Raw genomic sequence first — 23,355 nt, 5'->3', positions numbered from 1 at the left:
CGTGCCTCCTTGTTGATAATTCTTTTCAGTTAGGGTAGCCGACATGTCTCCCGTCATCACCCTCGTCACGGCCCTCCACCAGGAGGACGCGGACCGCGTCGCTGCTCGGATCAGCTCCGGCCACCGGATGCACGTCGCGGAGCGCGCCCTCGCCGCCGCGCGTGCGATCGCCGATCGAACTGACCAGCTCGACCTGGTGTGCGGACCTTCGGCGGAGCACGGACTCGTCGTCACGCTGCACCCGGGGACCGACGCCCGCGCGGTCGGCATGCTGCTCGCGAACGCCGCCAGGGCCGAGACCGGCGACGATCGCGTCCTGCGGCACATCGTGGGTGTGCTGCGGGCGGACGACCTCGCGCACCTGCTGTGGTCGGACGTCGACGACGCCTTCGTCGAGGCCGACCGGGTCGCCGCGCTCGTCGAGTACGCGACGGTCATCGCCCTCGACCGTGTCGAACCGTTGTCCGGGGTCCGGCGGCGGGCACTCGTGGCCCTGCTGCACCGGCTGGCACCCCAGGCCGTCATCGTCGCTCTGCCGACGATCCGGAGCGCCGCGGACCTGCCGGCGTCGAACGGCGGCGCGGCGCGCGTGCTCGCGACCGGGGCCGGTTGGATGCGGGCGCTGTCGAGCGGCGCGGACACCGGGCGGGAGGTCCGCGACGACCTCGTGTCGATGCGCTACCGCGAGCCGCTGCCGTTCCACCCCGGACGCCTGGCCGCCGTCATCGAGCAGGACCTGGCGGCGGGGGTGAACGGCCGGGTTCTGCGGTCGAAGGGCTTCTTCCGGCTGGCCTCGCGCCCGGACCACGTCGGCTCGTGGTCGAGCGTCGGCGCGATGCTCGCCCTCGACCCCACCGCGAACCCGTCGTGGGACGCGGACGCCCCCGTCGGGCAGGCACTGTGGTTCGTCGGTGAGCGACTCGACGTCCGGGCGATCGAGCGGGCCCTGGACGGTGCGCTCCTGACGCCGGACGAGCTGCTCGCCGGCCCGGACGTCTGGCGCGGCTGGGCGGACCCGTTCCCGGTCTGGCCCGCGGTCGACCCCGCATCCGAGCACCGGCACGACTGACGGCGGCGCCGCGCCCGGCAGCGGGAGCGCCTGCGGCGTGCGTGTTCGCGCTCCCTCCGACCGTCCACGACTCGATCGACGCGTGGGCAGTCGGAACATGCGCCCGCATCGGGTGCGCGTGCATCCTGCGACGGACCACGAGACGATCGACGCGTGGGTCGTCGCTCGATGCGCGTGCACCGACGCCGCCGACGCCGCCCGACGTCAGGCGAGTGCGTCGAGCACCGCCCGCGCCGTCGCGGCGTCGGTGACGAGCTCGTTGACGAGACCGCCGCGCACCGCGCCGAGGATGCTCGTGACCTTGGCGCTGCCGACGGCGACCCCGACGGCGTGCGGGACGGCGGCGAGGACCTCGCGAGAGGTCCGCACCATCCGGTCGCTGCCGGGGAACTCGATGGCGGCGCCGTCGGTGTCGTAGAAGTTGAGGCAGACGTCGCCCGCGGCACGGTCGAAGACGGCGTCGTCGACGGGCACGCCCCGCGCCGAGGAGTCCCGGGTCGGCGCCGGTGCCCCGATGCCGAGGATCGCGCCCTTCGCCCGTCCCCACAGCCCGACGACGTGCTGGAACGCCGGGTCCTCGTCGAGCGTCGCGCGCATCGCCGCGGACGGCAGGGCCTGCGCGAACAGGAACGCCGGGATCGCACCGGAGCGTTCGGCGGCGGCCCGGGTGATCTCGTTCGTCTGGAACCACGGCGTCGGGTCCGCCTGGCCACCCACCGTCGGCACGAGCTGGACGCCGGGCATCGGCGGCACGGCGGTGTGCGCGACGTCGTAGACGGTGCTGCCGGACGACATGAGGACGGCGTCGCCCGGCGCGAGGTTCATGCCCTCGACGGCGGCGGCGATCGGGCCGGCCAGGTCGACGCCGAGCGTCGCCGTGTGGGTGACCGCCGCCAGGTGCACGGCGCCGAGGCCGAGCACGACCTGCAGGCGTTCGGCGAGCGCCACGGTCTCGTCCTGGAACGGGTCGACGACCTCGATGCGGACGAGTCCGGCGCGGCGGGCCTCGCTCACCAGGCGTGACACGGTGGGGCGGGAGACCCCGAGCCGCGAGGCGATCTCGGCCTGGGTGGCGTCCTCGAGGTAGTACATCCGCGCCGCCTGGTAGACGGTGTCGAGCGGGAAGCGGGTCCGGGAACCCTCGGCGGCGGGGAGCTCGGCGGACATGGGGCGATCGTAGCGGGACGCCCTCGGCGCCCGGTGGGTCGGAGGACGCACTCCCCCCGGAACGCACAGCGGGCTGTCGGGGGTCGGACGTACGGTACCCACGTCTCGAACGCTCCACGAGGGGATCCCGATGAAGAAGTCAGCCTGGCTGCCAGCAGTCATCGCGCCGGTCGTCGTGGCCGGCGCCGTCGCCGTCGCCGCCCCGATGATCGCGAGCGCGGCACAGGAACCGATCGCCGGCACGCAGCCGAGCGCCGCGGACGTCATCGCGAGCATCGCGCACTCGTCCGACGCGGCCTACTCGGGCAAGCTCGCCCAGACGAGCGACCTCGGGCTCCCCGAGCTGCCGACCGGGTCGGGCGGGTCCTCGCTCGAGGGCGACGCCTCCGACGTGCTCGGGCTCCTCACCTCGTCGCACACCGCGCGGGTCTACGTGGACGGCGAGGACAAGCAGCGGTTCCAGCTGACGCAGCAGCTCGCCGAGCAGGACGTCGTCCGGAACGGGTCCGACGTCTGGACCTGGGACTCGGAGGACCGCACCGCCACCCACGTGACGCTGCCGAGCGGTTCCGCAGGAGACCACCTGCGGGACGGCACGGCGACCCCGGCGGACATCGCCCGGCAGGCCGTCGACGCCATCACGCCGACCACGACGGTGTCGAAGCCGACCCGCGTCAGCGTCGCCGGGCACGACGCCTGGCAGATCACGCTGACCCCGAAGTCGTCGGACACCCTCGTCGGTTCGGTGCAGCTGGCGGTCGACCAGCAGACCGGGCTGCCGCTGCGCGCCGCCGTCACGGCAGCGGGCCAGGACGACCCGGCCGTGCAGGTCGGCTTCACCAGCCTGTCCTACGGCGCACCCGCTGCGCGGCTGTTCGACTTCACGGCGCCCGCGAACGCGACGGTCACCGAGAAGGACCTCTCCGACGTCCGCCAGCACGCCCGCGACCACGCCCGGGGCGATCGGCCGGCCGGCCCGGCGGTCACCGGTACGGGCTGGGACACCATCGCGGAGCTCCCCGCCGGCACGGTCGACCAGTCGTCCCTCGGTGAGCAGGCCTCCGGGCTGCTCGACCAGCTGACGACGCCCGTCGACGGCGGTCGTGCGGTGCAGACGTCCCTCGTCTCGGTCTACCTGACCGACGACGGCCGGGTCCTCGCCGGTGCCGTCCCGGTGTCGTCGCTGGTCGCCGCCGCGAAGTGAGCACGACGGAACCACCCGGCGCGGGACCGACCACGCCATCGACGCCGTCCATCGGCACCGACACCGACCTCGCGATCCGCACCACGGACCTGCAGAAGGTGTTCCGGCGGCAGCGTGCCGTCGACGGCATCGACCTGGCGGTGCCGCGCGGCGCGGTGTTCGGGTTCCTCGGGCCGAACGGCTCCGGCAAGACGACGACGATCCGCATGCTGCTCGGGCTCTCGAGCGCGACCGGCGGCTCGATCGAGGTCCTCGGGCAACCGATGCCGTCGGCGCTGCACCGGGTGCTCCCCCGCGTCGGCGCACTCGTCGAGGGTCCGGCCGCCTACCCCTACCTGTCCGGTCGGGCGAACCTGCAGCGCTTCGACGCCGCCGACCCGACGTCGGACCCGCGCACCCGTCGGGAGCGCGTGGCGCGCGCCCTCGACCGCGTGGGGCTGTCGCACGCCGCCGACAAGAAGGCGCACGCGTACTCGCTCGGCATGAAGCAGCGCCTCGGCCTCGCGAACGCCCTGCTCGCGCCGCGTGACCTGCTCGTGCTCGACGAACCGACGAACGGCCTCGATCCGCAGGGGACACGCGAGGTCCGCAACCTCATCCGGTCCCTCGCCGACGACGGCACCACGGTGTTCGTGTCGAGCCACCTGCTCGCCGAGATCGAGCAGGTCTGCACGCACGCCGCGGTGATGCGCGCCGGCAAGCTCGTCGCGCAGGGCACCCTCGACGACCTCCGCTCCGCCGGTGCCCGCACCGTCACGGTCCGCACGCCGGACGTCGGGCAGGCCGCCACCGTCCTGACCGCGCTCGGCCTGGCGCCGCGGCACGAGGGCGGCGCGGACGTCCTCGTCGCGGACCTGCCGCAGGAGGTACCCCCGGAGACGATCACGGCCGAGCTCGTCCGTGCGGACGTCCGCGTCCGCGGGCTGAGCGTCGGCGGGGGCACCCTCGAGGACCTGTTCGTGGCGCTCACCGGAGAGGGGTTCGATGTCGCAGCCTGACGCCGTCGTCCGTCGACAGCGGACCTTCGCACTGCTCGGCTCGGAGCTCGCGCTGGTGTTCCGTCGTCGTCGCACCTGGGCGATGCTCGGGGCCCTGGCGCTCGTGCCGATCCTCATCGCCGTCGCAGTGCGGGTCGCGACGTCCGGTGACGACGGCGGCCCGGCGTTCCTCGGCGACATCACGAACAACGGCCTGTTCGTCGCGTTCACCGCGCTGACGGTCTCGATCCCCCTGTTCCTGCCGCTGACCGTGGGGGTCGTCGCCGGCGACACGGTCGCGGGCGAGGCCAGCCACGGCACGATCCGGTACTTGCTCGTGGCCCCGACCGGCCGGTTGCGCTTCGTCCTGGTGAAGTACGTCGGCGCGGTCGCGTTCTGCCTCGCCGCGACGCTGCTCGTGGTGCTCGTCGGCGCGGCCATCGGTGCCGTGCTGTTCCCGATCGGGCCCGTGACGCTGCTGTCCGGCACGCAGGTCGGCGGGTGGTCCTACGCGGGCCGCGCCCTGCTCCTCGCGCTGTACGTGACGCTGTCGATGCTCGGCCTGTCCGCGATCGGGCTGTTCGCGTCCACCCTGACGAACGTGCCGGTCGGCGCGATGGCGGCGACGGTCGTGCTCGCCGGGGCGTCGCAGGTGCTCGACCAGCTGCCGCAGCTCGAGTGGCTGCACCCGTTCCTGTTCTCGCACCAGTGGCTCGGGTTCGGCGACCTGCTCCGCGACCCGATCTCGTTCGACTCGTTCGGGTCGAACGCGGTGCTGCAACTCGGCTACGTCGTCGTCTTCGGTGCCCTGGCGTACAGCCGGTTCGCCACGAAGGACGTCCTGGCCTGAGCACGTCGATCCGGCCGGTCAGCCGGGCACCCGGCCGCCGGCCGGGCACGTCCCCTCCTGCGGCCGGCTGGTGGCCGGCCGGCGGCCCGCCGGTCAGTCGGCGGGGGTGATCGACCCGCCGGCCATGCTCGGCTCGGTGCCCTGCGGGTCCTCGGTGGTGCGCGCCTCGGCGTACCGGTCGCGCAGGTCGCGGGCCTTCTCTGAGCGGTACCAGTCGAGTCGCGCACCCGTCTCGACGGTCTGCATGCCGATCACGACCTTGCCGCGCGACTTCATCTCGGCCAGGTCCTCGTACGCCTCGACGATGTACTCGAAGGGGTAGAACCCCGAGATGAGGACCTGCACCCGGCGGTCCTGCACGGCCTTCGCGAGCAGGGTGAGGAGTTCGCGGGTCTCCTCGTCCTCGGCGGGGGCGCGCAGGAACCGCACCTCGATGTCCCGCCGCTCCTCGGACGACACGAACCGCTCGTCGCTGACACCGAGTCGCTCCGCCAGCAGTTCGGCGTTGCTCTCGCCGTGGTTGTCGATGAAGGCGGTGATCGGGCGGCCGTCCGCGATGTCGCGGATCCGGTCCTCCTCGCCCTCGCCGTAGGCGACGGGCAGCGTGCCGATCTGCCGCAGGTAGTCGTGGTTGCGGGGGCTGCCGAGCGCGATGACGGTCGCACCGGAGTCGTGCGCGAGCTGGCACTCGATGTGCCCGACGCCGCCGGCGGCCGCGGTGATCACCACGGTGTCGTCCGGGCCGAGGCGGAGCGACCGCACCACGGAGACGGCCGTGCAGCCGGCCAGGTACAGGCCGCCGGCGACCTCCCACCCGACGTGTTCCGGCTTCTTGATGACCGCACCGCGCGGCACCGCGATCCAGGTCGCGTGGGCACCGCCCGTGGGTGCGTGGCCCATGACCTCGTCACCGACGCGCAGGTCCTTCACGCCGTCGCCGCGTGCGCGGACGATGCCGGCGAAGTCGACGCCCTGGTGCGCGGGGAACTCGAGGTCCACGTGGTCGCGGAGCTTGCCCTCGCGCAGGAACCGCTCGATGTGGTTGAGGCCGGCCGCGACGATCTCGACGACGATCTCACCGGGTCCGGCCGTCGGCTTCTCCTGCGGGACGAGCTCGACGACGTCGAAGTCACCGTACCGGTCGAACTGGACTGCACTGCCGTGTCGCATGGCTGCTCCTTCGCTGCGTGGTGGCTCCGGCCTACTCGGTGTTCCCGCGTGCAGCCCGAACAGGCGGGGTACCGGCGTGCGGACGCGACCAGGCGACGGACGGGAGGCCCGTGGCGGATCCGCCACGGGCCTCCCGTCCGTCCCGACGCGCGTCCACCGCGCGCGTCGTCAGTGCCTGCCGGCCTGCGCGATGACCGACGCCACCGCGTCGGCGTCGAGGTGGAAGGCGATCGGATCGGCGTCGGGGTCGGGGACGCGGAACGGCGTCGACCAGATCGAGCCGTCCTCGGCGACGTCGACGACGAGCGCCCCGCTGCCGACGTGCGCCGACTCCTCGTCGTACGCGCCGGTCACGTCGGTGTCGTTCGCGACGCCCGGGGCGACGAGGACCGGGACGCCCGCCAGCGACCCGGCGAAGTGGTGGTGGTAGTGGCCGCCGAGCACGACGTGGACGTCGGAGCCGCCGATCGCCCCGGCCAGGTCGCCGGGGTTCTGCAGGCGGAGGGCGTCGTGCAGTGCGGTCGGCGCGGGCAACGGCGGGTGGTGCAGGACGACGACGCTGCCGTGCGGCGCGTCGTCGCCGGCGAGCGCGGTGCGGAGCTTGTCGAGCGCGGCCTCGGACACCTCGCCGTACCCGGCTCCCGGCACGCTCGTGTCCACGGTGACGATGCGCCGGCCGGCGACGATCGACTGCCCGGCGACCGGGACCGTCGGCGGGTGGTACTCCATCGTGTGTGCGAGCCGGACGCCGCCCTCGCCGAGCACGTGTCCGTTCACGAGCACCTGGCGGAAGCCCTCGCGCAGGTCGTGGTTGCCGGGCACGGCGACGAGGGCCGCTCCGTGCCGTTCGGCCCACCCGCCGACGCGGTCGAGCACGGCGGCGTACGACGCGCGGCTGCCGTCCTCGGAGACGTCCCCGGAGACCACGACGAGCCCGACCCCGGGGACGCCGTCGGCGTGGGCGAGCACGCGGTCGAGCGCGGCGGCGGTGTCGACGGACCCCTGGTGCAGGGCGCCGTCGCCCGTCAGGTGGGTGTCGGACAGGTGGAGGATGCGGAGGGTTCCCGGTGCCGGCGGCTGCATGCCCGCCACGGTACCTGCGCCGGTGGTCCGGCGGCTGGCGGGCGGGTTAGCGTTGCCTGGTGACCGACGCGCTCATCGACCTCCGCTCCGACACCGTCACCCGTCCGACCGCGGCGATGCGCGCCGCGATGCTCGACGCCGAGGTCGGCGACGACGTCTTCGGCGAGGACCCGGAGACCACGGCGCTCGAGCACGAGGTCGCCGCACTGCTCGGGCACGAGGCCGGCCTGTTCACCCCGACGGGCTCGATGGCGAACCAGCTCGGGCTGCGGTTGCTCGTCGCCCCGGGAGCGGAGCTCGTCGCCGACCAACAGGCGCACGTGGTGCGGGCCGAGCTCGGTGCCGCCGCGGTGTTTTCCGGCATCACGACCAGGACGTGGCCGTCGGACCGCGGTCGGCTCGTCGCCGACGCCGTGCGCGAGCTGGCCGAACCGAACGCCGGCGCCTACTCGGTGTCGACCACCGCGATCGCGATCGAGAACACCCACAACTTCGGCGGCGGGACCGTGCAGCCGCAGGACGAGGTCCGCGCGGTGCAGGCGTACGCCCGGGCGCACGACGTCGCCGTACACCTGGACGGCGCCCGGCTGTGGAACGCGCACGTCGCGTCGGGCACGCCCCTGCACGAGCTCGCGGACGGCTTCGACACCGTCTCGGTCTGCCTGTCGAAGGGACTCGGCGCCCCGGTCGGGTCGGTGCTCGTCGGCTCGGCGGAGCGCATCGCCGCGGCGCGGATCTGGCGGAAGCGGTACGGCGGGGGCATGCGGCAGACGGGCTTCCTCGCCGCGGCCGGCCGGTACGCCCTGGCCCACCACGTCGACCGGCTCGCCGAGGACCACGCGAACGCCCGGCTGCTGGCCGAGGCCCTCGACGTCGACCCGTCCCACGTCGACACGAACATCGTCTTCGCCGAGGTCGCCGACCCGGCGGCCTTCGTCGAGGCCGCGGCCGCCGACGGGGTGCGGCTCATGCAGCTCGGGCCGCGCCGGGTCCGGCTCGTGACGCACCTCGACGTCAGCCAGGAGGACGCCGTGCGGGCGGCGGAGGTGCTGCGGACGCTCCCCCGCTGACACGGGCTCGGGGACTGTCCGCGACCTCGGCCCGCCCTGTGCGCGGGAACCGTCGGCTCATTCGGCGGTGGGTGGACGAGGACGACCAGGAGCGAGCGTGCCCGCTGCCGCTGGCGGCGTTGCGTGGGCCACCGGCGTCCGCCGAGTGCCGCGGCGACCGGGCACCGCATCGGCGCCGGCGCCGGGCCTCGCGCCGGGCACCGCGCCGCACACCACGCCCGAGGTCCGCGCCGCGCACCGCACCGCGCCAGGCACCGCGACCGGGCACCGCGCCGCACCGCGCCGCACCGCACCGCGCCGCACCTCGTGCCCGGGTCCGCGCCGGGCACCGCGACCGGGGTCCGGAGCCCGCGCCGGGGCCCGGGGCACGGAGCACGGAGCACGGGCCAGGACCCGTCCTCTCTCCTGATCGCTGACGGTCCTGGTTCGTGCAGTCCGGGGATCGCGAACCACGACCGTCACGGCGCGCGACGGCTACTCCGCCCCCAGCCGACGGCCGTGGCACGCGCGGCCCGGCAGTGCGGCGACGCGGCGACCTGACGATCACGGCGGCTCGACGATCCGGCGATCCGGCGATCCGGCGTTCCGGCGACCCGACGGCCCCGACGACCCGACGGCCGCGGGAACCGGCGGCTCGACGGCCTCGGCGCGGCGGGGCGGGGCGGTGAACAGGAGGCGAAGGAACCGCCGGGGGTGCAGATTACGGTCATTACCCCCGAACGGGGGGCAGCATCGTGCATGATGTCCCGGGCGCCCCACGATGGGCCCCGTCCATGCCAGAGCCCCACCTCACCGAGGAGCCCGACATCGCAACCCGAACCCTGCGCCGTCCCCGGCGCACCAGTGACCACCTGACCACCACCGACCGGAGCACGCGGTGAACCGCCGCGCCCTGATCGCCGCCGCCACGACCGGTGCGCTCGTGATCGGTGTCCCGACCGCCGCTTCCGCCACCACCTGGTGGGGCTGGGGTGGGCACCACCACCACGCCCCGCCGACGGCGCCGCCCACGCCGGGACCCACCGGCGAGGACACTCCGACCCCGGCACCCTCGGAGACGTCTGCCCCGGAACCGTCTGACACGACGGACCCGCAGCCCACGGAGACGCCGGACCCGGCTCCCGCCCCCACCGACGAACCGACCGCGAGCCCCACGCCCGAGCCTGCCACCGCCCCGGTCGACGAGGCCGCCACGGCAGCGTCCCCGCCGGACTCGTCGTTCGTCGAGCAGTTCTCGGCGGGTGCCGCGCTCGGCCAGGTCGCGTCGGCGTACGCGCAGTCGTGGCAGCCGTACCCGGACGGCACCTCGGGCATCTACGCGCCGAGTCGCACGGTCACGGCGCACGACGGCGTCCTCGACGTCGCGCTCGGCACCGGCGCGGGTGCTGCGGGCACCTTCGGCACGAAGGCCGGCGCCTGGGACCACGTCGGCGGCTCGTTCTCCGTGCGTGCACGGGCGACCGGCGGCGACGGCAACGGGGCGGCCTTCATGCTCTGGCCGACGTCGAACCGGTGGGCCGACGGCGAGATCGACTTCCCCGAGGGCAACTTCGAGGCGAGCCCGTCCGCGTTCCAGCACTCGATGACCCCGGGCCGCGAAGCCGAGCGGGTCCAGGTGCCGAGCGGCGTCTCGTGGCGCGACTGGCACACCTACACGGTGGACTGGGACCCGGGTCGGTCGGTCACATACAGCGTCGACGGACAGGTGCTCCACACCGTGACGAAGGACGTCCCGACGACGCCGCACCGATTCATGTTCCAGGTCGGCAACTGGGGCGCGTCCGGACACCTGCTCATCGACTGGGTGTCCACCACCGAGTGAGCGGTGCGGGCCCGAGGGGGCCTGCGCGATCGCGCCCCGCTGCGGTCGTCGCGCCCGAGCTCACCGGGGCGCGACGACCGTGACGGGGCGGCCATCCGGTCCGGGGTCCGTGTCGTCAGGCCGGATCCCGGACCGGGGCGACGCTCGACGACCCGGGCAGGGCGGGGAGCAGTTCAAGGGCGGGGAGCAGTCCGTCGATCGAGCGCACCGACCGTCGGGCGTCCCGGTACCCCCAGGCGGACAGCACGACGAAGACCACGAGGAACCCCCACCACAGCGGCGTGATCGTGAACGCGGCCCAGACCGAGAACCCGACGCCGAGCACTGCCATCACCGGGACGATCACCAGCGTGGAGCGGTACCGGCTCCGCAGCAGCTCGAGTTCGGGGCGCCACACGGTCGTGTCGACCCGCTCGTCCTCGGGCAGGACGCCCGTCCGGACCGCGCGCTGCACCGCGACCGAGGCCTGCGCGCCACCGAGACGCCGACGGCGGTTGCGGATGACGAACCCGAAGCACACCGTCGCGACGCCCGCGTAGACGAACGCGCCGACCGCCCGCTGGAGCGGCGCGAAGTCGCCGCCCTCGACGAGCACCCCGAGGGCGAACCACGCCGCGAAGAGCAGCGCGAAGATCAGCGGCAGCAGTGCTGGCAGCGGCAGTGCACGCATGCGGTCCATCGTTGTTCCCCAGACGTTCGAATGACCCGTTCCTGGTCCACCGTGGCGGACCCGGCCGGGAGAGCGCTGAGCGCGCCGCCTAGGCTGGACCGGTGACGATCGACCGGCCGGAGACAGCAGTCGCAGCACGGGCCGCGCTCGCCGGCGTCGTCGAATCGGACCGCCCCGCCGCGGGCAGGTCGGTCGACAGGCGGTCCCCGACCGGCCCACGACGAGCTGCCGTCCTGATGCTCTTCGGCGTGCTCGACGACGTCCCGAGCACCCGCACGCCGGGCGACCACCCCACCGGTGCCCCGGCGGTCGGCCGCGACCTCGACGTCCTGCTCCTGGCCCGTGCGGCGACCCTCCGCTCGCACCCCGGCGAGGTCGCCTTCCCGGGCGGCCGCATCGACCCCGGGGACCGCGACGCCACCGCCGCTGCCCTGCGCGAGGCCCGTGAGGAGACCGGCATCGACACCGCCGGCGTCGAGGTGCTCGGGACGCTGCCCGCGGTGCCGCTGGAGCACTCGAACCACCTGGTCCGTCCGGTGCTGGGCTGGTGGCGGGAGCCGTCACCGATCCGGGTGGTCGACGAACGCGAGTCGGCCGCGGTGTTCCGGGTGCCCGTGGCGGACCTGCTCGACCCGGCCCGACGCGGCGTCACCGTCCTGCGGGACGGCGGGCGGGAGTGGCGCGGCCCCGCGTTCACCGTGGAGTCGGCGCACGGACCGCACCTGGTGTGGGGGTTCACCGCCGGACTGCTCGACGCGCTGTTCGACCGGCTCGGCTGGACCGAGCCGTGGGACGCCGACCGCGTCGTCCCACTGCCGCCGACCGTCTGACCGGCGCCGAGCCGAGCCGAGCCGAGCCGAGAGCACTCAGCCCACCGCCGCGACCGGCGCAGAGAGCTGTCCGCCGACCACCTGACCGGCGCCGAGAGCGCCCCGCGGACCGCCCGACCGGCGCCGAGCGCGCCCCACCGACCACCCCGACCCGAGCCCAGAGCGCCCCGCGCGCCGCCCGACCGGAGCTGGGAGACTCCCGCGTTCCTCCGGCCGGACCCGGCGGGACCGGAGAAGAGTGCAGGGACCGGCACGACCACCACAACGAAGGAAGCACCGCGATGACCGACGTCCTGCCCACGACGGGAACGGCAGCCACCGACGAGACCTGGTGGCGCCAGGCGAGCGTCTACCAGATCTACCCGCGCTCGTTCGCCGACGCGAACGGCGACGGCATCGGCGACCTGCCCGGCATCACCGAGCGCGTGCCCTACCTGGCCTCGCTCGGCATCGAGGCCGTCTGGCTCAGCCCGTTCTACCCGTCCGCCCTCGCCGACGGCGGCTACGACGTCGACGACTACCGTGACGTCGACCCGCGGCTCGGCACCCTCGACGACTTCGACCGCCTGGTCGAGGCCCTGCACGGCGCCGGCATCCGGGTCATCGTCGACGTGGTCCCGAACCACACGAGCGACCGCCACGTGTGGTTCCGCGAGGCCCTGGCGTCGGAGAAGGGCTCGGCGGCCCGCGACCGCTACGTCTTCCGCGACGGCACCGGCCCGGACGGCCAGGAGCCGCCGGCCGACTGGGTGTCGATCTTCGGCGGCCCGGCCTGGTCCCCCGTCGGCGACGGCCAGTGGTACCTGCACAACTTCGCGAAGGAGCAGCCCGACCTGAACTGGGCGAACCGCGAGGTCCGCGACGACTTCCTGCACACGCTGCGCTTCTGGTCCGACCGCGGGGTCGACGGCTTCCGGATCGACGTCGCCCACGGGCTGGCGAAGGACCTGCCCGAGGGCGAGCTGCCGACGTGGGACGAGGTCCTCGCGGCGCCGAAGGACGGCTCGCACATCCTCTGGGACCGCGACGACGTGCACGAGATCTACGCCGAGTGGCGGAAGGTGTTCGACGAGTACACGCCGGCCCGCACCGCGGTCGCCGAGGCCTGGGTCGCGGCCGACCGCCGCGCGCGCTACGCGAGCGCCGACGGGCTCGGCCAGGCGTTCAACTTCGACCTGCTCGAGGCCGACTTCGACGCCGGCACGTTCAAGGAGATCATCGAGTTCAACCTCGGGCTCGCCGAGCAGTCGGGGTCGTCGACCACGTGGGTGTTCTCGAACCACGACGTCGTCCGCCACCCGACCCGCTACGCGCTGCCGCCGCGGAACGGCTCACCCGACAAGCAGGGCAGTGCCTGGCTGCTCGCCGGCGGCTCCCGCGACGACCTCGACCGTGCCCTCGGACTCCGCCGCGCGCAGGCGGCGACGCTCCTCGAGCTCGCCCTGCCCGGCTCCGCGTACCTGTACCAGGGCGAGGAGCTCGGCCTGCACGAGGTCGGCGACATCCCGGACGCCGACCGCCAGGACCCTGCGTTCTTCCGGAACCCCGGTGTCGACGTCGGCCGCGACGGCTGCCGTGTCCCGATCCCGTGGACCCGCTCCGGCCCGTCGTACGGCTTCGGTCCGGGCGGCTCGCACCTGCCGCAGCCGGCCTGGTTCGCCGAGTCGAGCGTCGAGGCCGAGGACGCCGACCCGGACTCGACGCTCAACCTGTACCGGAAGGCCCTCGCCCTGCGCGGGCAGCTGCAGTCCGAGGAGCGGCTCGAGTGGCTCGAGACCGGCCGCGACGACGTGCTCGCCTTCCGTCGTCCGAACGGCTGGACGAGCGTGACGGTGTTCGGCGACGAGCCCTTCGCCCTGCCGTCGGGCGAGCTGCTGCTCGCCTCGGCTCCGGTGGCCGACGGCACGCTGGCCGGTGTCGGGACGGCCTGGTTGCGTTCCTGACCGGGCACGCGTCACGCACGCGACCGGGTGACGGACGGGAGGCCCGTGGCGGCGCCGCCACGGGCCTCCCGTCCGTCCGTCGTCACCGTCCCGGTCCGTCAGCCGGTCCCGGTAGGGTCGCGGCATGAGCGGGGCGAGCATCGACGTGCGGGACTTCGTGATGCGGTTCGGCGACCGCACCGTCGTCGACCGCCTGTCGTTCGACATCGCCCCCGGCGAGACGTTCGGGCTGCTCGGCAGCAACGGCTCCGGCAAGACCACCACGATCCGGGCCCTGCTCGGCATCACCGCCCCGACCGAGGGCACCCTGACGATCGACGGCGAACCGTACCGACCCGCGACCGGCGGGATCGGCTACCTGCCCGAGGAGCGCGGGCTGTACCGCAAGGAGTCCGTCATCGACGTGATGTCGTACTTCGGTCGGCTGCGGGGGCTGCGCGGCACGGACGCCACGGCCTGGAGCATGGACTACCTGGCCCGCGTCGGCCTGGCGGACCGTGCGAAGGCCCGCGTCGACAAGCTCTCCGGCGGCCAGCAGCAGAAGGTGCAGCTCGGCATCACGATCATGGACCGGCCGCGTCTGCTCATCCTCGACGAACCGACGAAGGGCCTCGACCCGGTCAACCGACGGCTGCTCCTCGACCTGGTCGCCGAGCGCAAGGCCGACGGCGCCACCGTGATCCTCGTCACGCACCACATGGACGAGGTCGAACGGCTCTGCGACCGCATCCTGCTGCTCAAGGACGGCACCGCCGCCGCGTACGGCACCATCCCGGACGTGCAGGACGCCTTCGGCGGCGCCGTCGCGCGCGTCGGGGTCGACGGCACGGTCCCGCCGTCCGACCTGTACCGGCTCGCGCGGCACGAGGGGCACGTCGCCTACCTGGTGCCGACCCCGGCCGCAGCCGCCGACGGCGCGGACATCCTGGCGTCGCTCGTCGCCGCCGGTGTGCACGTCACCGCGTTCGCGATGCGCCGGATCCCGCTCGACGAGATCTTCGTGCAGGTGTACGGCCACGACGCGCTGACCGCCGAGGCCGCCGGTGCGGGGGCCCGCGCGTGAGCCGTCTCGGCACCGTCGTCCGGTTCGAGTTCGTGCGGGCGGTCAAGAAGCCCGCGTTCTGGATCGGCACGCTCGCGCTGCCGGTCGTCATCGTCGTCGTCTCCCTGCTCGTCGGCATCGGCCAGGCCGCGGGGACGTCCTCGGTGGTGAGCGGGACGTCCGCCACGAAGACCCCGTTCCACTACGTCGACCACTCCGGACTGGTGTCGGAACGGATCGCCGCGCGGTGGGGCGGCTCCCCCTCGGACGACGTCGGGGCGGACCGCGACCGGGTGCGCGACGGCACGCTCGACCTGCTCATCGAGTACCCCGCGTCGCCGTCGTCGCAGCCGGTGCGCATCGACGGCGCCGACCGCGGGCTCTTCGTGAACGGCGGCTACTCGACCCTGGCCGAGCGCGTGCTCGAGCAGAGCGTCGCGACCGCCGTCGACGACCCCGAGACGGTCGACCTGCTCCGGAACCCGCCGGACACCGACCTGACGACGTACGCCGACGGCGCCGTGGCTCCCGGCTGGCTGTCGATCGTGCCGCCGCTGCTCTACGTCGCGGCGTTCTTCGGGCTCGTGATCCTGCTCGCCTCGCGCATGGTGACGGTCGTGGTCGAGGAGAAGGAGAACCGCATCTCCGAGATGATCCTCACCACCGTGACCGCCGGCGACCTCATCCGCGGCAAGGTCATCGCGATGCTGCTCGTCGGCTTCGTGCAGGTCGCGGTGTTCGTCGTGCCCGGCCTCGTCGGGACGGCCGCCCTGCTGCCGCTCGTCGCGTCGCGGCTCGGCGGTGTGGTCGTCGACCCGTGGCGGATGCTCGTCGGGGCGCTGCTGCTCGTCGGCGGCGTGCTGCTCGCGTCCGGGCTGTTCGTCGCCGTCGGCGCCGCCGTCCCGTCCATCAAGGACGCCTCGGCGCTGCAGTCGGCGGCGATCTTCGCGCTCATCATCCCGATCTACGCGGCCTTCTTCGTGATGACCACACCGTCGTCACCGGTCGCGACGTTCTTCACGTACTTCCCGACGTTCACCCCCGTCACCGCGATGGTGCGGAACGCCGTCGGTTCGCTGACGGTGGTCGAGTCGATCGTCTGCGTCGCCGAGGTCTTCGTCGTGGCGGGGCTGTTCCTGTGGTTCGCGCAGTACCTGTTCCGGCACTCGGTCGCCCAGTACGGCTCGAAGGTGACCGTGCGGCAGGTCCTGTCCTGGCGGCGGGTCAGACGCCCGCGGTGATCGCCTCGATCTCCCACGAGTGCACCTCACGCTGCCGCCAGCCCTGCCGCAGGGTGTGCACCGCCCGGTCGAACTCGACGAGGACGTCCACGTACGGGCGGACGAGCATCTGGATCTGCATCCCCTCGTAGACGGCGAGCAGCTGCGTCGCCGCCTGGTGCGCCGGGATCGCCGACTCCTCCGTCCCGCGGTCGAAGTCCCCCTGCAGGCCGCAGGCGAGCTCCTCGACGTACTCCTCGAAGCGTTTCCGGAACAGGTCCGCGAACCGGGACTCCGAGCTCGCGATGGTGACGACCCCGGCGAGCAGGCGCACGAGGCCCGGGTCGGCGACGTCCTCGGCCAGGGTCATCCGCACGTGGTCGATGGTGCACGCGGGCGGTGCCTGCCGCCGGGTCCCCCGCAGCTGCGTCCACCGGTCGTAGGTGACGAGCAGCAGGGCGTCCCACGCGGGGAACAGCCGCTCGACGGTCTCGAGCGGGACGCACGACACCTCGGCGACCACGGCGGCGTCGACCTCGTTGAACGAGTGCAGACGGTAGGCGCGGATCGCGCCGCGGACGGTGCGCTCCGCGAGGGACTGGTCGTCCTCCGCGCGCGCGTCGTGCAGGGTCACCATCTGCTCATTCCACCGCATCGGCGGGCCGTTGTCGTGACCCCGACCGGGGGGCGTGCCCCGGCGCTGCGCCCGGACGCGCTCAGCCGACGGTGACGGGGGCGGCAGAGGGCCTGGTGCGCTGGCGCATCCAGACCCGGAACCGTAGATTGACCGCATGAGCGAGCTAGCAGCTTTGTATGTCCGCCAGTCGGTGGAGAACGCGGAAGGTGTAGACCGTCAGCTCGCCCGCACCCGCGCACTTGCGGAAGGCCGTGGTTGGATGGTCGCGGAGGTATTCGAGGACAACGGCGCGTCCGCGTTCAAGCAGCGCGGTCCTGCAACCGGGTGGGGGCGGATGCTCGCCGGAGCGAAGGCGGGGACGTTCCGGTATGTGGTCGCCGTGGACCTCGACCGACTGCTACGGGGACAGGCTGACCTTCTGGCGCTCATTGAAACCGGCGCACGGGTGGTCACGGTTGACGGCGAGCTTGACCTGGGGACAGCGGACGGCGAGTTCCGCGCCACCATGACCGCTGCCATCGCCCGCTTCGAGGACCTGCGGAAGAGCGAACGGCAGAAGCGCGCGAACGCACACCGGGTGTCCCAGGGCAAGCCGGTACCCGGGAAGAGGCGTTACGGGTATGAGTCGGACGGCGTGACCCTTCGCGAGGATGAAGCACAGGTAGGCGACGCCCCCACCTTCCGGCAGGGGCGTCGCTTCCAACGGTTCGGACCTACCAGACCAGTCCGGTGGTCCACAGCCACTGGAACGCTTCGTACAGCGTCTGTCCGGTCTGGATCGACGTAGCGAAGATCGTAGTGGCCTTCAGTACAGTCCCGACATACGTCCAAGCCGTACGGCTCGCGCGGTTCCATCCGTAGTCATCTGCTTCAGTTCTGATATAGTCACGTGAGTCGTTCATTACTCGCTCCTGAGTAGGGACGAAGCCAGCGTGACGGCCGAAACTTTCCTAGGGCTTGACCGCCACACTGGCTTGCACAAGCATCAGCCCCGGCCGAGGTCGGGGCTTTTGCATGCCGGGAAGGCTTCCCGACTGCTTCAACACTACATCTAGTGGCTTTCCGGGCGAGCGAGCACAAGAGAAAGTGTTACACCGTTGTCATTCGTCCACAGCGTGTCGCAACACCTGTGGACAACGGATCCGCTTGCTGGTGCGGATCCGAAGGGTTATCCCCAAGAACCTGAGGAAAACATCCCCTCAGTTTCCACATGTGTGGAATCACGCGCTTCGGCGTGTCGCCTCGCCGCCCTGACCAGGGTTTTGTGTGGTCCGCTACCCACACTCGCGCCCGAAGTGGTAGCTAACGCCTAGGCCCCCACAGTCTCGGGGTGCGGGATTCGCACACGCCTTTGACGGTTCCAGACGAAGAAGCCGGTCAGGGTGAACACCCCGTAGAAGACGTACATCAGGCCGGAGGCGTAGTACCCCGCCGAGAACAACAGCGGCACGCCCACCAGGTCGACGGCGACCCAGATGAGCCAGAACTCGACCCAGCCCTTCGCCATGCCGTAGGTGGCGAGCAGCGACCCGACGAAGATCCAGGCGTCGCTCCACACCGGCTCGTACGACCCGAGTGCCCGGAACACGGGGGTGAGCAGCGCGGTGCCGCCGACCATACCGACGACGAGCAGCGCCCGCGTGCGCCACGTCGCCCAGTGCGGGTCGATCGAGGTCGTTGCCTGCTCCGGGCGGTGCGTCCACCGGTACCAGCCGTAGACGCTCACGATGATGAACATGACCTGGCGACCGGCCTGGCCGAGCAGGTTGACGGGGTTCGGGGTGTCGAACAGGGCACCCATGAAGACGGTGAAGAGCAGGGCGTTGCCCACCAGCCCGACCGGCCACGCCCACACCTTGCGGCGCATGCCGCCGAGGGCGCTGAGCAGGCCGAAGACGTTGCCGATCACCTCGCGCCAGAGCACCGTCTGGTCACCGATGACGATCTGCGCGTCGAACAGCCAACGCACGATGCCCATGGGCCCTCCTCGGATTCGACCGGTCCAACGGTACGGGGGTGCTCGGCATTCCGGCCGCCGTGCGGCGCCGCGTGACGGTGTGCGGACTACGCTCGTGCACCGTGACGGACGGGGTACGGCGGACGCGGGAGCTGCTCGACGCAGCCGCCGCACGGTTGCAGGCCGCGCGGGTGCCGGACGAGGCGCTCGGCGAGTACGTGCGCCCGAAGGCGGTGCTCGGCATCCGTCGTGAACCCGTGATGCGCCCGCTCGGCCGGGTCTGGCGCGTCGGGGCCATGCTGCTCGGCTCGTCGTCGGAGACCTCGGGCCGCGTCTGGGCGACCGGCCGGATCACCCGCGTGACCGACCCCGGCAGGTCGCAGTTCGTGTCGGTGTCCGCCGAGGTCCGCCGCGCGTACCGGGCGGCGGCGGCGAAGGGCCACTTCCGCGACGGGGACACCGTCAACCACGACGCCGTGCCGCTCCCCCTGGACGACTCGCTGCGCGGCTCCGACGGGGTGCTCTTCGTCGACGGCGACGCGCCGCTCGTCCGCTGGTCGCCCACGGCCGGCGCCGCGGTACCGCTCGAGGACTACCTGGCCGACCGGGTCGGGCTGCTCGTCGATCCGCCCCGGGGTGCGACGGACTGACCGGGCCGTGCGCCGCCCGCGGTGGTGCGCCGCCCGCCCGCACGGCGGTGCTGACAGGATCACACCATGCGCGGAACGACTGTCCTCCTCGTCATCGACCTGCAGGTCGGGGTCTTGCCCGGCTGCACCGACGCCGACGGGGTCGTCGCCCGGACCGCTGCCCTCATCGACCGGGCCAGGGCCGAGGGCGTGCCGGTCGTCTGGGTGCAGGACCACGACGACTTCGTCGAGGGCAGCCCGGAGTGGGAGCTGCAGCCGCCGCTCCGTCGCGCCGCGGACGAACCCCTGGTGCGCAAGACCTACCGCGACGCCTTCGCCGACACCGACCTCGCCGCGGTCCTCGACGGTCTCGGCACCCGGCACCTCGTGGTCGCCGGCGCCCAGAGCGACCACTGCATCCGCACCACGACGCAGGCCGCGGCGGCACGAGGGTTCGACGTCACGCTGGTGTCGGACGCGCACACGACCACCGACGCCGAACACGACGGGGTCGCGATCACCGGAGCACAGGTCATCGCCCACACGAACATGTACTTCAGCGGGCTGCGCTACCCCGGCCAGCGCTTCGCGGCCGTGCCCCACGACCGTGTGGACCTCGTTCCGGAGGATCGCTGAAGCCCTCCGGCAGCGTCACACTCCGTCGAACAGCGACCACCGCCCGGTCGATCCGGCAGGATCGGGCACACCGGGTGACGTCACGCCCGGAACGACCACCGGGGGAAGACATGACCGACCACCGTCCCGACCGACCGGCTCGGCAGCACTCCACCGACTTCCTGCCGGGAGTGAGCGGGAACCCGGTCGCGCCCTTCCAGCGCGACCACCAGCCGGGGAGGGGACCGATCCGGCACGACTGGGTCCTCCTCGTCCCCGTCGCCGCGGTCGTCGTCGGCGGGGTCGTGGCGTTCTTCGTGTGGGGGTGAGGTCTCCACGCGGCTCGAGGGCGAACCGAGGGTCCGGAAACGCGCAAGATCGCTGCGCGCTTCTCGGGGCACCGTGGCCGACGACGTCCGGCGCACGTACGGTGATCCCGTCTCGGGGAGCCCAGCCGGACGCCGGCGACGGCGGGCCGGCACCACACGCCAGAGATGAGCTCGAGGCGGGGTACCCGAAGATCGGGAAGTCCATGCGCAGGTTCTCACGTTCGGTCGCTCTGCTCGCGGCCGCAGTCGCGGTGGTCGTCACCGCGGTCGCCGGCTCGTCGTCCGCGAACGCCGCGGCGGTGACCCTCCCCCCGGTGAACGGCCAGTTCGACTACCAGATCGGCGGGGCGTACACGCCGTCGTCGACGGTGTCGATCGTCGACCGGGACCGCTCCGCGGCACCCGTGGCGGGCAGGTACAACATCTGTTACGTGAATGCGTTCCAGACGCAGCCGGACGAGCTGTCGTTCTGGCACACGGAGCACCCCGACCTCATCCTGAAGAACAGCAACGGCTCCGAGGTCATCGACCCGGACTGGCCCGACGAGCGCATCCTCGACATCTCGACCGCGGCGAAGCGCAGCAGCATCGCGTCGATCGTCGGAGGCTGGATCGACGCGTGCGGCACGAGCGGCTTCCAGGCTGTGGAGCCGGACAACCTCGACTCCTGGACGCGAGATGGTGTCGGGAACAAGCTGACGAAGGCGAACGCCATCGCCTACGGCACCCTCCTCGCGGCCCGGGCCCACGCCGCAGGACTCGCGATCGCCCAGAAGAACACGACCGATCTCGGTTCCGCGGGCAAGGACACGGCGAAGTTCGACTTCGCCATCGCCGAGGAGTGCCAGGTGAACACGGAGTGCGCCGACTACACGAGCGTGTACGGCAACAACGTCATCGAGATCGAGTACACGGACAACGGCAAGACCGCCTACGGGACGGCATGTGCTGCCCAGGGCAGGAACATCTCCGTCATCCTCCGCGACCGCGACGTCGTCCCGAAGGGCAACAGCCGGTACCACTACGAGTCCTGCTGACCCGACGGCCGGGAGCGATCGAGCACACCCACCGGACGGGAGGCGCGGGTCGGGCCCGGCCCGCGCCTCCCGTCCGGCAGCCGGTCCCCACACGGCCGCGCGACGGTCGCGGGCGACCTGTGGCGACCGGACCGGCGGCAGCGATGCACCCCGTCCGACCGCGGTGGGGTCAGGCGAGCACGGCGGTCGCCTCGACCTCGACGAGCACGTCCGGCTCGAACAGGTAGTCGACGCCGATGAGCGACGCCGGCGGCATCGGCGTCGGCAGACCGAGCTCCTCGGCGACCGCGTCCACGCCGTGCATGAAGGCCCCGATCTGCTCGGGGGCCCAGCCGGTGACGAAGAAGGTGAGCCGGACGACGTCGGAGAACCCCGCCCCGGCGCTCGCCAGACCGACGTGCGTGTTCCGGAGGGCCTGCGCCACCTGTCCGCCGAGGTCGCCGGGCGCGACCGGTGCGCCGTCGGCGGTCCGGGCGATCTGACCGGACACGTGGACGTGGCGCGTGCCGGTGGCGACGGCGACGTGGTGGTAGGGCACGGGCTGCATGAGGCCCGCGGGTGAGCTGAGTTCGACGTGCACGGTGGTACTCCTTCTGATCGGTATCCAATGGGTACCTGGTGTCCGGCGGTCACTTCAACGAGACTGGGTTTCGTGACGGACACCGCCCACGACACTGCTTCCCGCTTCGCGATCAGCGCTCCGCACCGCGAACTCCTCGACCAGGTACTCGACAAGTGGTCGCTCGAGGTGCTGAACGAACTGTGCGAGCGCCCCGCACGCTTCAGCGAACTCCGACGCCGCATCCCCGCCGTCACGCAGAAGTCACTCACCGCGACGCTCCGCCGCCTCGAGCGGAACGGCATCGTCGAGCGTGTCGTGCTGGCGACCCGGCCGGTCGCGATCGAGTACCGCATCACGCCGCTCGGCAAGACCCTGCGGCCACCGGTCGAAGTGATCCTGGCGTGGGCGTCCCGACACATGCCGGCGATCGAGGACGCACGACGCACGTTCGACGACGGGCTCGACGCGTGACCGGGTTCGTCCGGTACCAGAGCGCGGTGCCGAACCGGCACTGGCGGCACCCCGGGGTGTTCGCCCTGGCCAACGGCCTGCGCCACGACGGGATGCTGGAGGACGCCGACCGCGACTGGCTCGCGCGCGCGAACGCGCGGGCCGAGGAGCACTACGCGGACCCGACCACCGTCGCACCCGACTGCTACGACCCGGTGCTGCACCCCGGAGCGCGGTCCTGGTTCCGGGACGGTGCCGCGTCCTGCCTGCAGCTGTGCGAGCCGTACCTCGCGCTCCTCGACCGGTACGGCGTCGCATGGGTCGAGCTCCGGACGCGGACACCGGGACACGTCGTCCACGAGGACCCCGTCCAGGTGGTCGCCACGCCCTTCACCCACCCGGCCGACTGGCCGTTCCGGACCCGGCCGTGACCGCGCACGTCGTCGGTGGGCCGGGCTGGGTGATCCGAGCGGACGACCTGCGCCCGGAGATCACCGACCTCCGCGCCTTCCGTCTCGGTCTGACCGGCGACCCGCTGGCGGAGCCGCTCGAGCTCCTGTGGAGCGGCGGTGCGGCGGCCGCGATCGACCTGCTCGACGGTCACGAGCCGTCGCGCCGGGTGCGCGCGCTGCGGGCCGACTGCCTGCGCGACCTCGGTGAGACGGATGCCGCGGTCGCCGAGTACGACGCCCTGGTGTCCGAGTGCGTCGGCACCGGGCACGAGGCCGTCATGCGCCAGCACCGCGGGAAGGCCCTGCTCGCCGCCGGCCGGGCGGACCGCGCCGTCGATGACTTCCGCAGGGTGGTCGAGCTGCGGCTGGACGGCGATCCGGATCTGCTCGCGTCGGCACGGCTGGCGCTCGCGGTCGCGCTCAGCCGCGAGCGGACCCCCGACTGACGCGACCGCGATCGCCGCGGCGATGCCCGGAGGTGCTGCGTCCGCCACGTCCCGTCCCCTTCCCACCGGTACCAGGATGGCGCACCGTGTGCGCCCCGGCACCTGTGGTGGTGGCGGGGCGGCG

The 23,355-nt window shown here is 72.8% G+C and carries 24 protein-coding genes and 2 pseudogenes; 18 read left to right on the top strand and 8 right to left on the bottom strand.

Annotation, left to right across the window (positions count from 1 at the left end; genetic code table 11):
• Positions 1 to 43: 43 nt before the first annotated feature.
• A complete protein-coding gene (locus BIU97_RS08250) occupies positions 44 to 1,069 on the top strand; it encodes a GTP-binding protein (protein WP_071297428.1) in 1,026 nt (341 codons plus the stop codon).
• Between the two features lie 204 nt (positions 1,070 to 1,273).
• On the opposite strand, the gene BIU97_RS08245 is transcribed toward BIU97_RS08250, so the two are convergent.
• Positions 1,274 to 2,236: a sugar-binding transcriptional regulator gene (locus BIU97_RS08245; protein ID WP_071260886.1), complete on the bottom strand. Its 963-nt coding sequence runs from the start codon at positions 2,234 to 2,236 to the stop codon at positions 1,274 to 1,276.
• A gap of 130 nt (positions 2,237 to 2,366) precedes the next feature.
• Between BIU97_RS08245 and BIU97_RS08240 the strand changes: the two genes are divergently transcribed.
• The 3 genes from BIU97_RS08240 to BIU97_RS08230 are packed head-to-tail and all read left to right on the top strand — an operon-like array spanning position 2,367 to position 5,267.
• Positions 2,367 to 3,440, top strand: a complete 1,074-nt coding sequence (locus tag BIU97_RS08240; RefSeq protein ID WP_071260884.1) for a LolA family protein — start codon at positions 2,367 to 2,369, stop codon at positions 3,438 to 3,440.
• 50 nt (positions 3,441 to 3,490) lie between these two features.
• Positions 3,491 to 4,438: an ABC transporter ATP-binding protein gene (locus BIU97_RS08235; protein ID WP_071261988.1), complete on the top strand. Its 948-nt coding sequence runs from the start codon at positions 3,491 to 3,493 to the stop codon at positions 4,436 to 4,438.
• Complete coding sequence (locus BIU97_RS08230; protein ID WP_071260882.1) at positions 4,425 to 5,267, top strand: ABC transporter permease; 843 nt, start codon at positions 4,425 to 4,427, stop codon at positions 5,265 to 5,267. Before BIU97_RS08235 ends, BIU97_RS08230 begins: the two co-directional genes overlap by 14 nt.
• A gap of 93 nt (positions 5,268 to 5,360) precedes the next feature.
• On the opposite strand, the gene BIU97_RS08225 is transcribed toward BIU97_RS08230, so the two are convergent.
• Positions 5,361 to 6,437, bottom strand: a complete 1,077-nt coding sequence (locus tag BIU97_RS08225; protein WP_071260880.1) for an NADP-dependent oxidoreductase — start codon at positions 6,435 to 6,437, stop codon at positions 5,361 to 5,363.
• 168 nt (positions 6,438 to 6,605) lie between these two features.
• Complete coding sequence (locus BIU97_RS08220; protein WP_071260878.1) at positions 6,606 to 7,520, bottom strand: metallophosphoesterase; 915 nt, start codon at positions 7,518 to 7,520, stop codon at positions 6,606 to 6,608.
• Between the two features lie 59 nt (positions 7,521 to 7,579).
• On the opposite strand from BIU97_RS08220, the gene BIU97_RS08215 reads away from it, so the two are divergent.
• Both BIU97_RS08215 and BIU97_RS08210 read left to right on the top strand, forming a co-directional pair.
• The gene (locus BIU97_RS08215) at positions 7,580 to 8,590 is read left to right on the top strand and encodes a threonine aldolase family protein (protein WP_083404813.1); all 1,011 of its coding nucleotides are present in this window, start codon (positions 7,580 to 7,582) and stop codon (positions 8,588 to 8,590) included.
• Between the two features lie 877 nt (positions 8,591 to 9,467).
• A complete protein-coding gene (locus BIU97_RS08210) occupies positions 9,468 to 10,412 on the top strand; it encodes a glycoside hydrolase family 16 protein (RefSeq protein ID WP_071260874.1) in 945 nt (314 codons plus the stop codon).
• Positions 10,413 to 10,527: 115 nt separating this feature from the next.
• Here BIU97_RS08210 and BIU97_RS08205 read toward each other — a convergent pair whose 3' ends face one another.
• The gene (locus BIU97_RS08205) at positions 10,528 to 11,082 is read right to left on the bottom strand and encodes a hypothetical protein (protein WP_139195968.1); all 555 of its coding nucleotides are present in this window, start codon (positions 11,080 to 11,082) and stop codon (positions 10,528 to 10,530) included.
• Between the two features lie 101 nt (positions 11,083 to 11,183).
• Between BIU97_RS08205 and BIU97_RS08200 the strand changes: the two genes are divergently transcribed.
• The 4 genes and pseudogenes from BIU97_RS08200 to BIU97_RS08185 all read left to right on the top strand — a co-directional run.
• A complete protein-coding gene (locus BIU97_RS08200) occupies positions 11,184 to 11,912 on the top strand; it encodes an NUDIX hydrolase (RefSeq protein WP_071260870.1) in 729 nt (242 codons plus the stop codon).
• 281 nt (positions 11,913 to 12,193) lie between these two features.
• Entirely contained in the window at positions 12,194 to 13,855 is a 1,662-nt protein-coding gene (locus BIU97_RS08195) for a glycoside hydrolase family 13 protein (protein WP_071260858.1), read from the top strand.
• Positions 13,856 to 13,979: 124 nt separating this feature from the next.
• The gene (locus BIU97_RS08190; RefSeq protein WP_071297427.1) at positions 13,980 to 14,918 is read left to right on the top strand and encodes an ABC transporter ATP-binding protein; all 939 of its coding nucleotides are present in this window, start codon (positions 13,980 to 13,982) and stop codon (positions 14,916 to 14,918) included.
• A pseudogene (locus BIU97_RS08185) lies at positions 14,915 to 16,027 on the top strand (ABC transporter permease); the annotation flags it as partial. The gene BIU97_RS08190 and the pseudogene BIU97_RS08185, both read left to right, overlap by 4 nt.
• On the opposite strand, the pseudogene BIU97_RS18535 reads toward BIU97_RS08185, so the two are convergent.
• Positions 15,979 to 16,155: pseudogene (locus BIU97_RS18535) on the bottom strand (hypothetical protein); the annotation flags it as partial. The pseudogenes BIU97_RS08185 and BIU97_RS18535 overlap by 49 nt on opposite strands.
• The gene (locus BIU97_RS08180; protein WP_071260842.1) at positions 16,122 to 16,754 is read right to left on the bottom strand and encodes a hypothetical protein; all 633 of its coding nucleotides are present in this window, start codon (positions 16,752 to 16,754) and stop codon (positions 16,122 to 16,124) included. The pseudogene BIU97_RS18535 and the gene BIU97_RS08180, both read right to left, overlap by 34 nt.
• Before the next feature lie 154 nt (positions 16,755 to 16,908).
• Between BIU97_RS08180 and BIU97_RS08175 the strand changes: the two genes are divergently transcribed.
• Positions 16,909 to 17,541, top strand: a complete 633-nt coding sequence (locus BIU97_RS08175) for a recombinase family protein (RefSeq protein WP_083420861.1) — start codon at positions 16,909 to 16,911, stop codon at positions 17,539 to 17,541.
• A 522-nt stretch (positions 17,542 to 18,063) separates the two neighbouring features.
• Here the strand turns inward: BIU97_RS08175 and pnuC are convergent.
• Entirely contained in the window at positions 18,064 to 18,732 is a 669-nt protein-coding gene (pnuC, locus tag BIU97_RS08170; protein WP_071297424.1) for a nicotinamide riboside transporter PnuC, read from the bottom strand.
• A gap of 101 nt (positions 18,733 to 18,833) precedes the next feature.
• On the opposite strand from pnuC, the gene BIU97_RS08165 reads away from it, so the two are divergent.
• The 4 genes from BIU97_RS08165 to BIU97_RS08150 all read left to right on the top strand — a co-directional run bounded on the left by BIU97_RS08165 (position 18,834) and on the right by BIU97_RS08150 (position 21,321).
• Positions 18,834 to 19,361 carry a hypothetical protein gene (locus BIU97_RS08165; protein ID WP_139195966.1) on the top strand — a complete coding sequence of 176 codons (528 nt, stop codon included), beginning with the start codon at positions 18,834 to 18,836 and terminating at the stop codon, positions 19,359 to 19,361.
• A gap of 66 nt (positions 19,362 to 19,427) precedes the next feature.
• Positions 19,428 to 19,976, top strand: coding sequence for a cysteine hydrolase family protein (locus BIU97_RS08160; protein WP_071297423.1), 549 nt, complete (start codon positions 19,428 to 19,430; stop codon positions 19,974 to 19,976).
• Positions 19,977 to 20,086: 110 nt separating this feature from the next.
• Positions 20,087 to 20,284, top strand: coding sequence for a hypothetical protein (locus BIU97_RS08155; protein ID WP_071297422.1), 198 nt, complete (start codon positions 20,087 to 20,089; stop codon positions 20,282 to 20,284).
• Positions 20,285 to 20,487: 203 nt separating this feature from the next.
• Positions 20,488 to 21,321, top strand: coding sequence for an endo alpha-1,4 polygalactosaminidase (locus BIU97_RS08150; RefSeq protein ID WP_071297421.1), 834 nt, complete (start codon positions 20,488 to 20,490; stop codon positions 21,319 to 21,321).
• Between the two features lie 169 nt (positions 21,322 to 21,490).
• Here the strand turns inward: BIU97_RS08150 and BIU97_RS08145 are convergent, their stop codons facing one another.
• Positions 21,491 to 21,901, bottom strand: a complete 411-nt coding sequence (locus BIU97_RS08145; RefSeq protein ID WP_071297420.1) for a RidA family protein — start codon at positions 21,899 to 21,901, stop codon at positions 21,491 to 21,493.
• Positions 21,902 to 21,973: 72 nt separating this feature from the next.
• On the opposite strand from BIU97_RS08145, the gene BIU97_RS08140 reads away from it, so the two are divergent.
• Genes BIU97_RS08140 through BIU97_RS17620 form a run of 3 tightly spaced genes read left to right on the top strand, consistent with a single transcriptional unit; the run spans position 21,974 to position 23,231 of the window.
• Positions 21,974 to 22,354 (top strand): winged helix-turn-helix transcriptional regulator, encoded by a 381-nt coding sequence (locus tag BIU97_RS08140; RefSeq protein WP_071297419.1) that lies wholly within the window; start codon positions 21,974 to 21,976, stop codon positions 22,352 to 22,354.
• Positions 22,351 to 22,764, top strand: a complete 414-nt coding sequence (locus BIU97_RS08135) for a hypothetical protein (RefSeq protein WP_071297418.1) — start codon at positions 22,351 to 22,353, stop codon at positions 22,762 to 22,764. Before BIU97_RS08140 ends, BIU97_RS08135 begins: the two co-directional genes overlap by 4 nt.
• Positions 22,761 to 23,231 (top strand): hypothetical protein, encoded by a 471-nt coding sequence (locus tag BIU97_RS17620; RefSeq protein WP_071297417.1) that lies wholly within the window; start codon positions 22,761 to 22,763, stop codon positions 23,229 to 23,231. The genes BIU97_RS08135 and BIU97_RS17620 overlap by 4 nt, the downstream gene beginning before the upstream one ends.
• Positions 23,232 to 23,355: the final 124 nt, after the last annotated feature.

Source organism: Curtobacterium sp. MCBA15_009 (assembly GCF_001864895.1).
Taxonomy (GTDB): Bacteria; Actinomycetota; Actinomycetes; order Actinomycetales; family Microbacteriaceae; genus Curtobacterium.
This window is presented reverse-complemented; position numbering and strand designations above follow the sequence as displayed.

Bases quoted from the DNA above. Each gene is read 5' to 3' on its own strand.
- BIU97_RS08250 (WP_071297428.1), top strand. From the start codon at position 44: ATGTCTCCCGTCATCACCCTCGTCACGGCCCTCCACCAGGAGGACGCG.
- BIU97_RS08245 (WP_071260886.1), bottom strand. From the start codon at position 2,236: ATGTCCGCCGAGCTCCCCGCCGCCGAGGGTTCCCGGACCCGCTTCCCG.
- BIU97_RS08240 (WP_071260884.1), top strand. From the start codon at position 2,367: ATGAAGAAGTCAGCCTGGCTGCCAGCAGTCATCGCGCCGGTCGTCGTG.
- BIU97_RS08230 (WP_071260882.1), top strand. From the start codon at position 4,425: ATGTCGCAGCCTGACGCCGTCGTCCGTCGACAGCGGACCTTCGCACTG.
- BIU97_RS08225 (WP_071260880.1), bottom strand. From the start codon at position 6,437: ATGCGACACGGCAGTGCAGTCCAGTTCGACCGGTACGGTGACTTCGAC.
- BIU97_RS08220 (WP_071260878.1), bottom strand. From the start codon at position 7,520: ATGCAGCCGCCGGCACCGGGAACCCTCCGCATCCTCCACCTGTCCGAC.
- BIU97_RS08205 (WP_139195968.1), bottom strand. From the start codon at position 11,082: ATGCGTGCACTGCCGCTGCCAGCACTGCTGCCGCTGATCTTCGCGCTG.
- BIU97_RS08195 (WP_071260858.1), top strand. From the start codon at position 12,194: ATGACCGACGTCCTGCCCACGACGGGAACGGCAGCCACCGACGAGACC.
- BIU97_RS08190 (WP_071297427.1), top strand. From the start codon at position 13,980: ATGAGCGGGGCGAGCATCGACGTGCGGGACTTCGTGATGCGGTTCGGC.
- BIU97_RS08180 (WP_071260842.1), bottom strand. From the start codon at position 16,754: ATGGTGACCCTGCACGACGCGCGCGCGGAGGACGACCAGTCCCTCGCG.
- BIU97_RS08175 (WP_083420861.1), top strand. From the start codon at position 16,909: ATGAGCGAGCTAGCAGCTTTGTATGTCCGCCAGTCGGTGGAGAACGCG.
- pnuC (WP_071297424.1), bottom strand. From the start codon at position 18,732: ATGGGCATCGTGCGTTGGCTGTTCGACGCGCAGATCGTCATCGGTGAC.
- BIU97_RS08160 (WP_071297423.1), top strand. From the start codon at position 19,428: ATGCGCGGAACGACTGTCCTCCTCGTCATCGACCTGCAGGTCGGGGTC.
- BIU97_RS08155 (WP_071297422.1), top strand. From the start codon at position 20,087: ATGACCGACCACCGTCCCGACCGACCGGCTCGGCAGCACTCCACCGAC.
- BIU97_RS08150 (WP_071297421.1), top strand. From the start codon at position 20,488: ATGCGCAGGTTCTCACGTTCGGTCGCTCTGCTCGCGGCCGCAGTCGCG.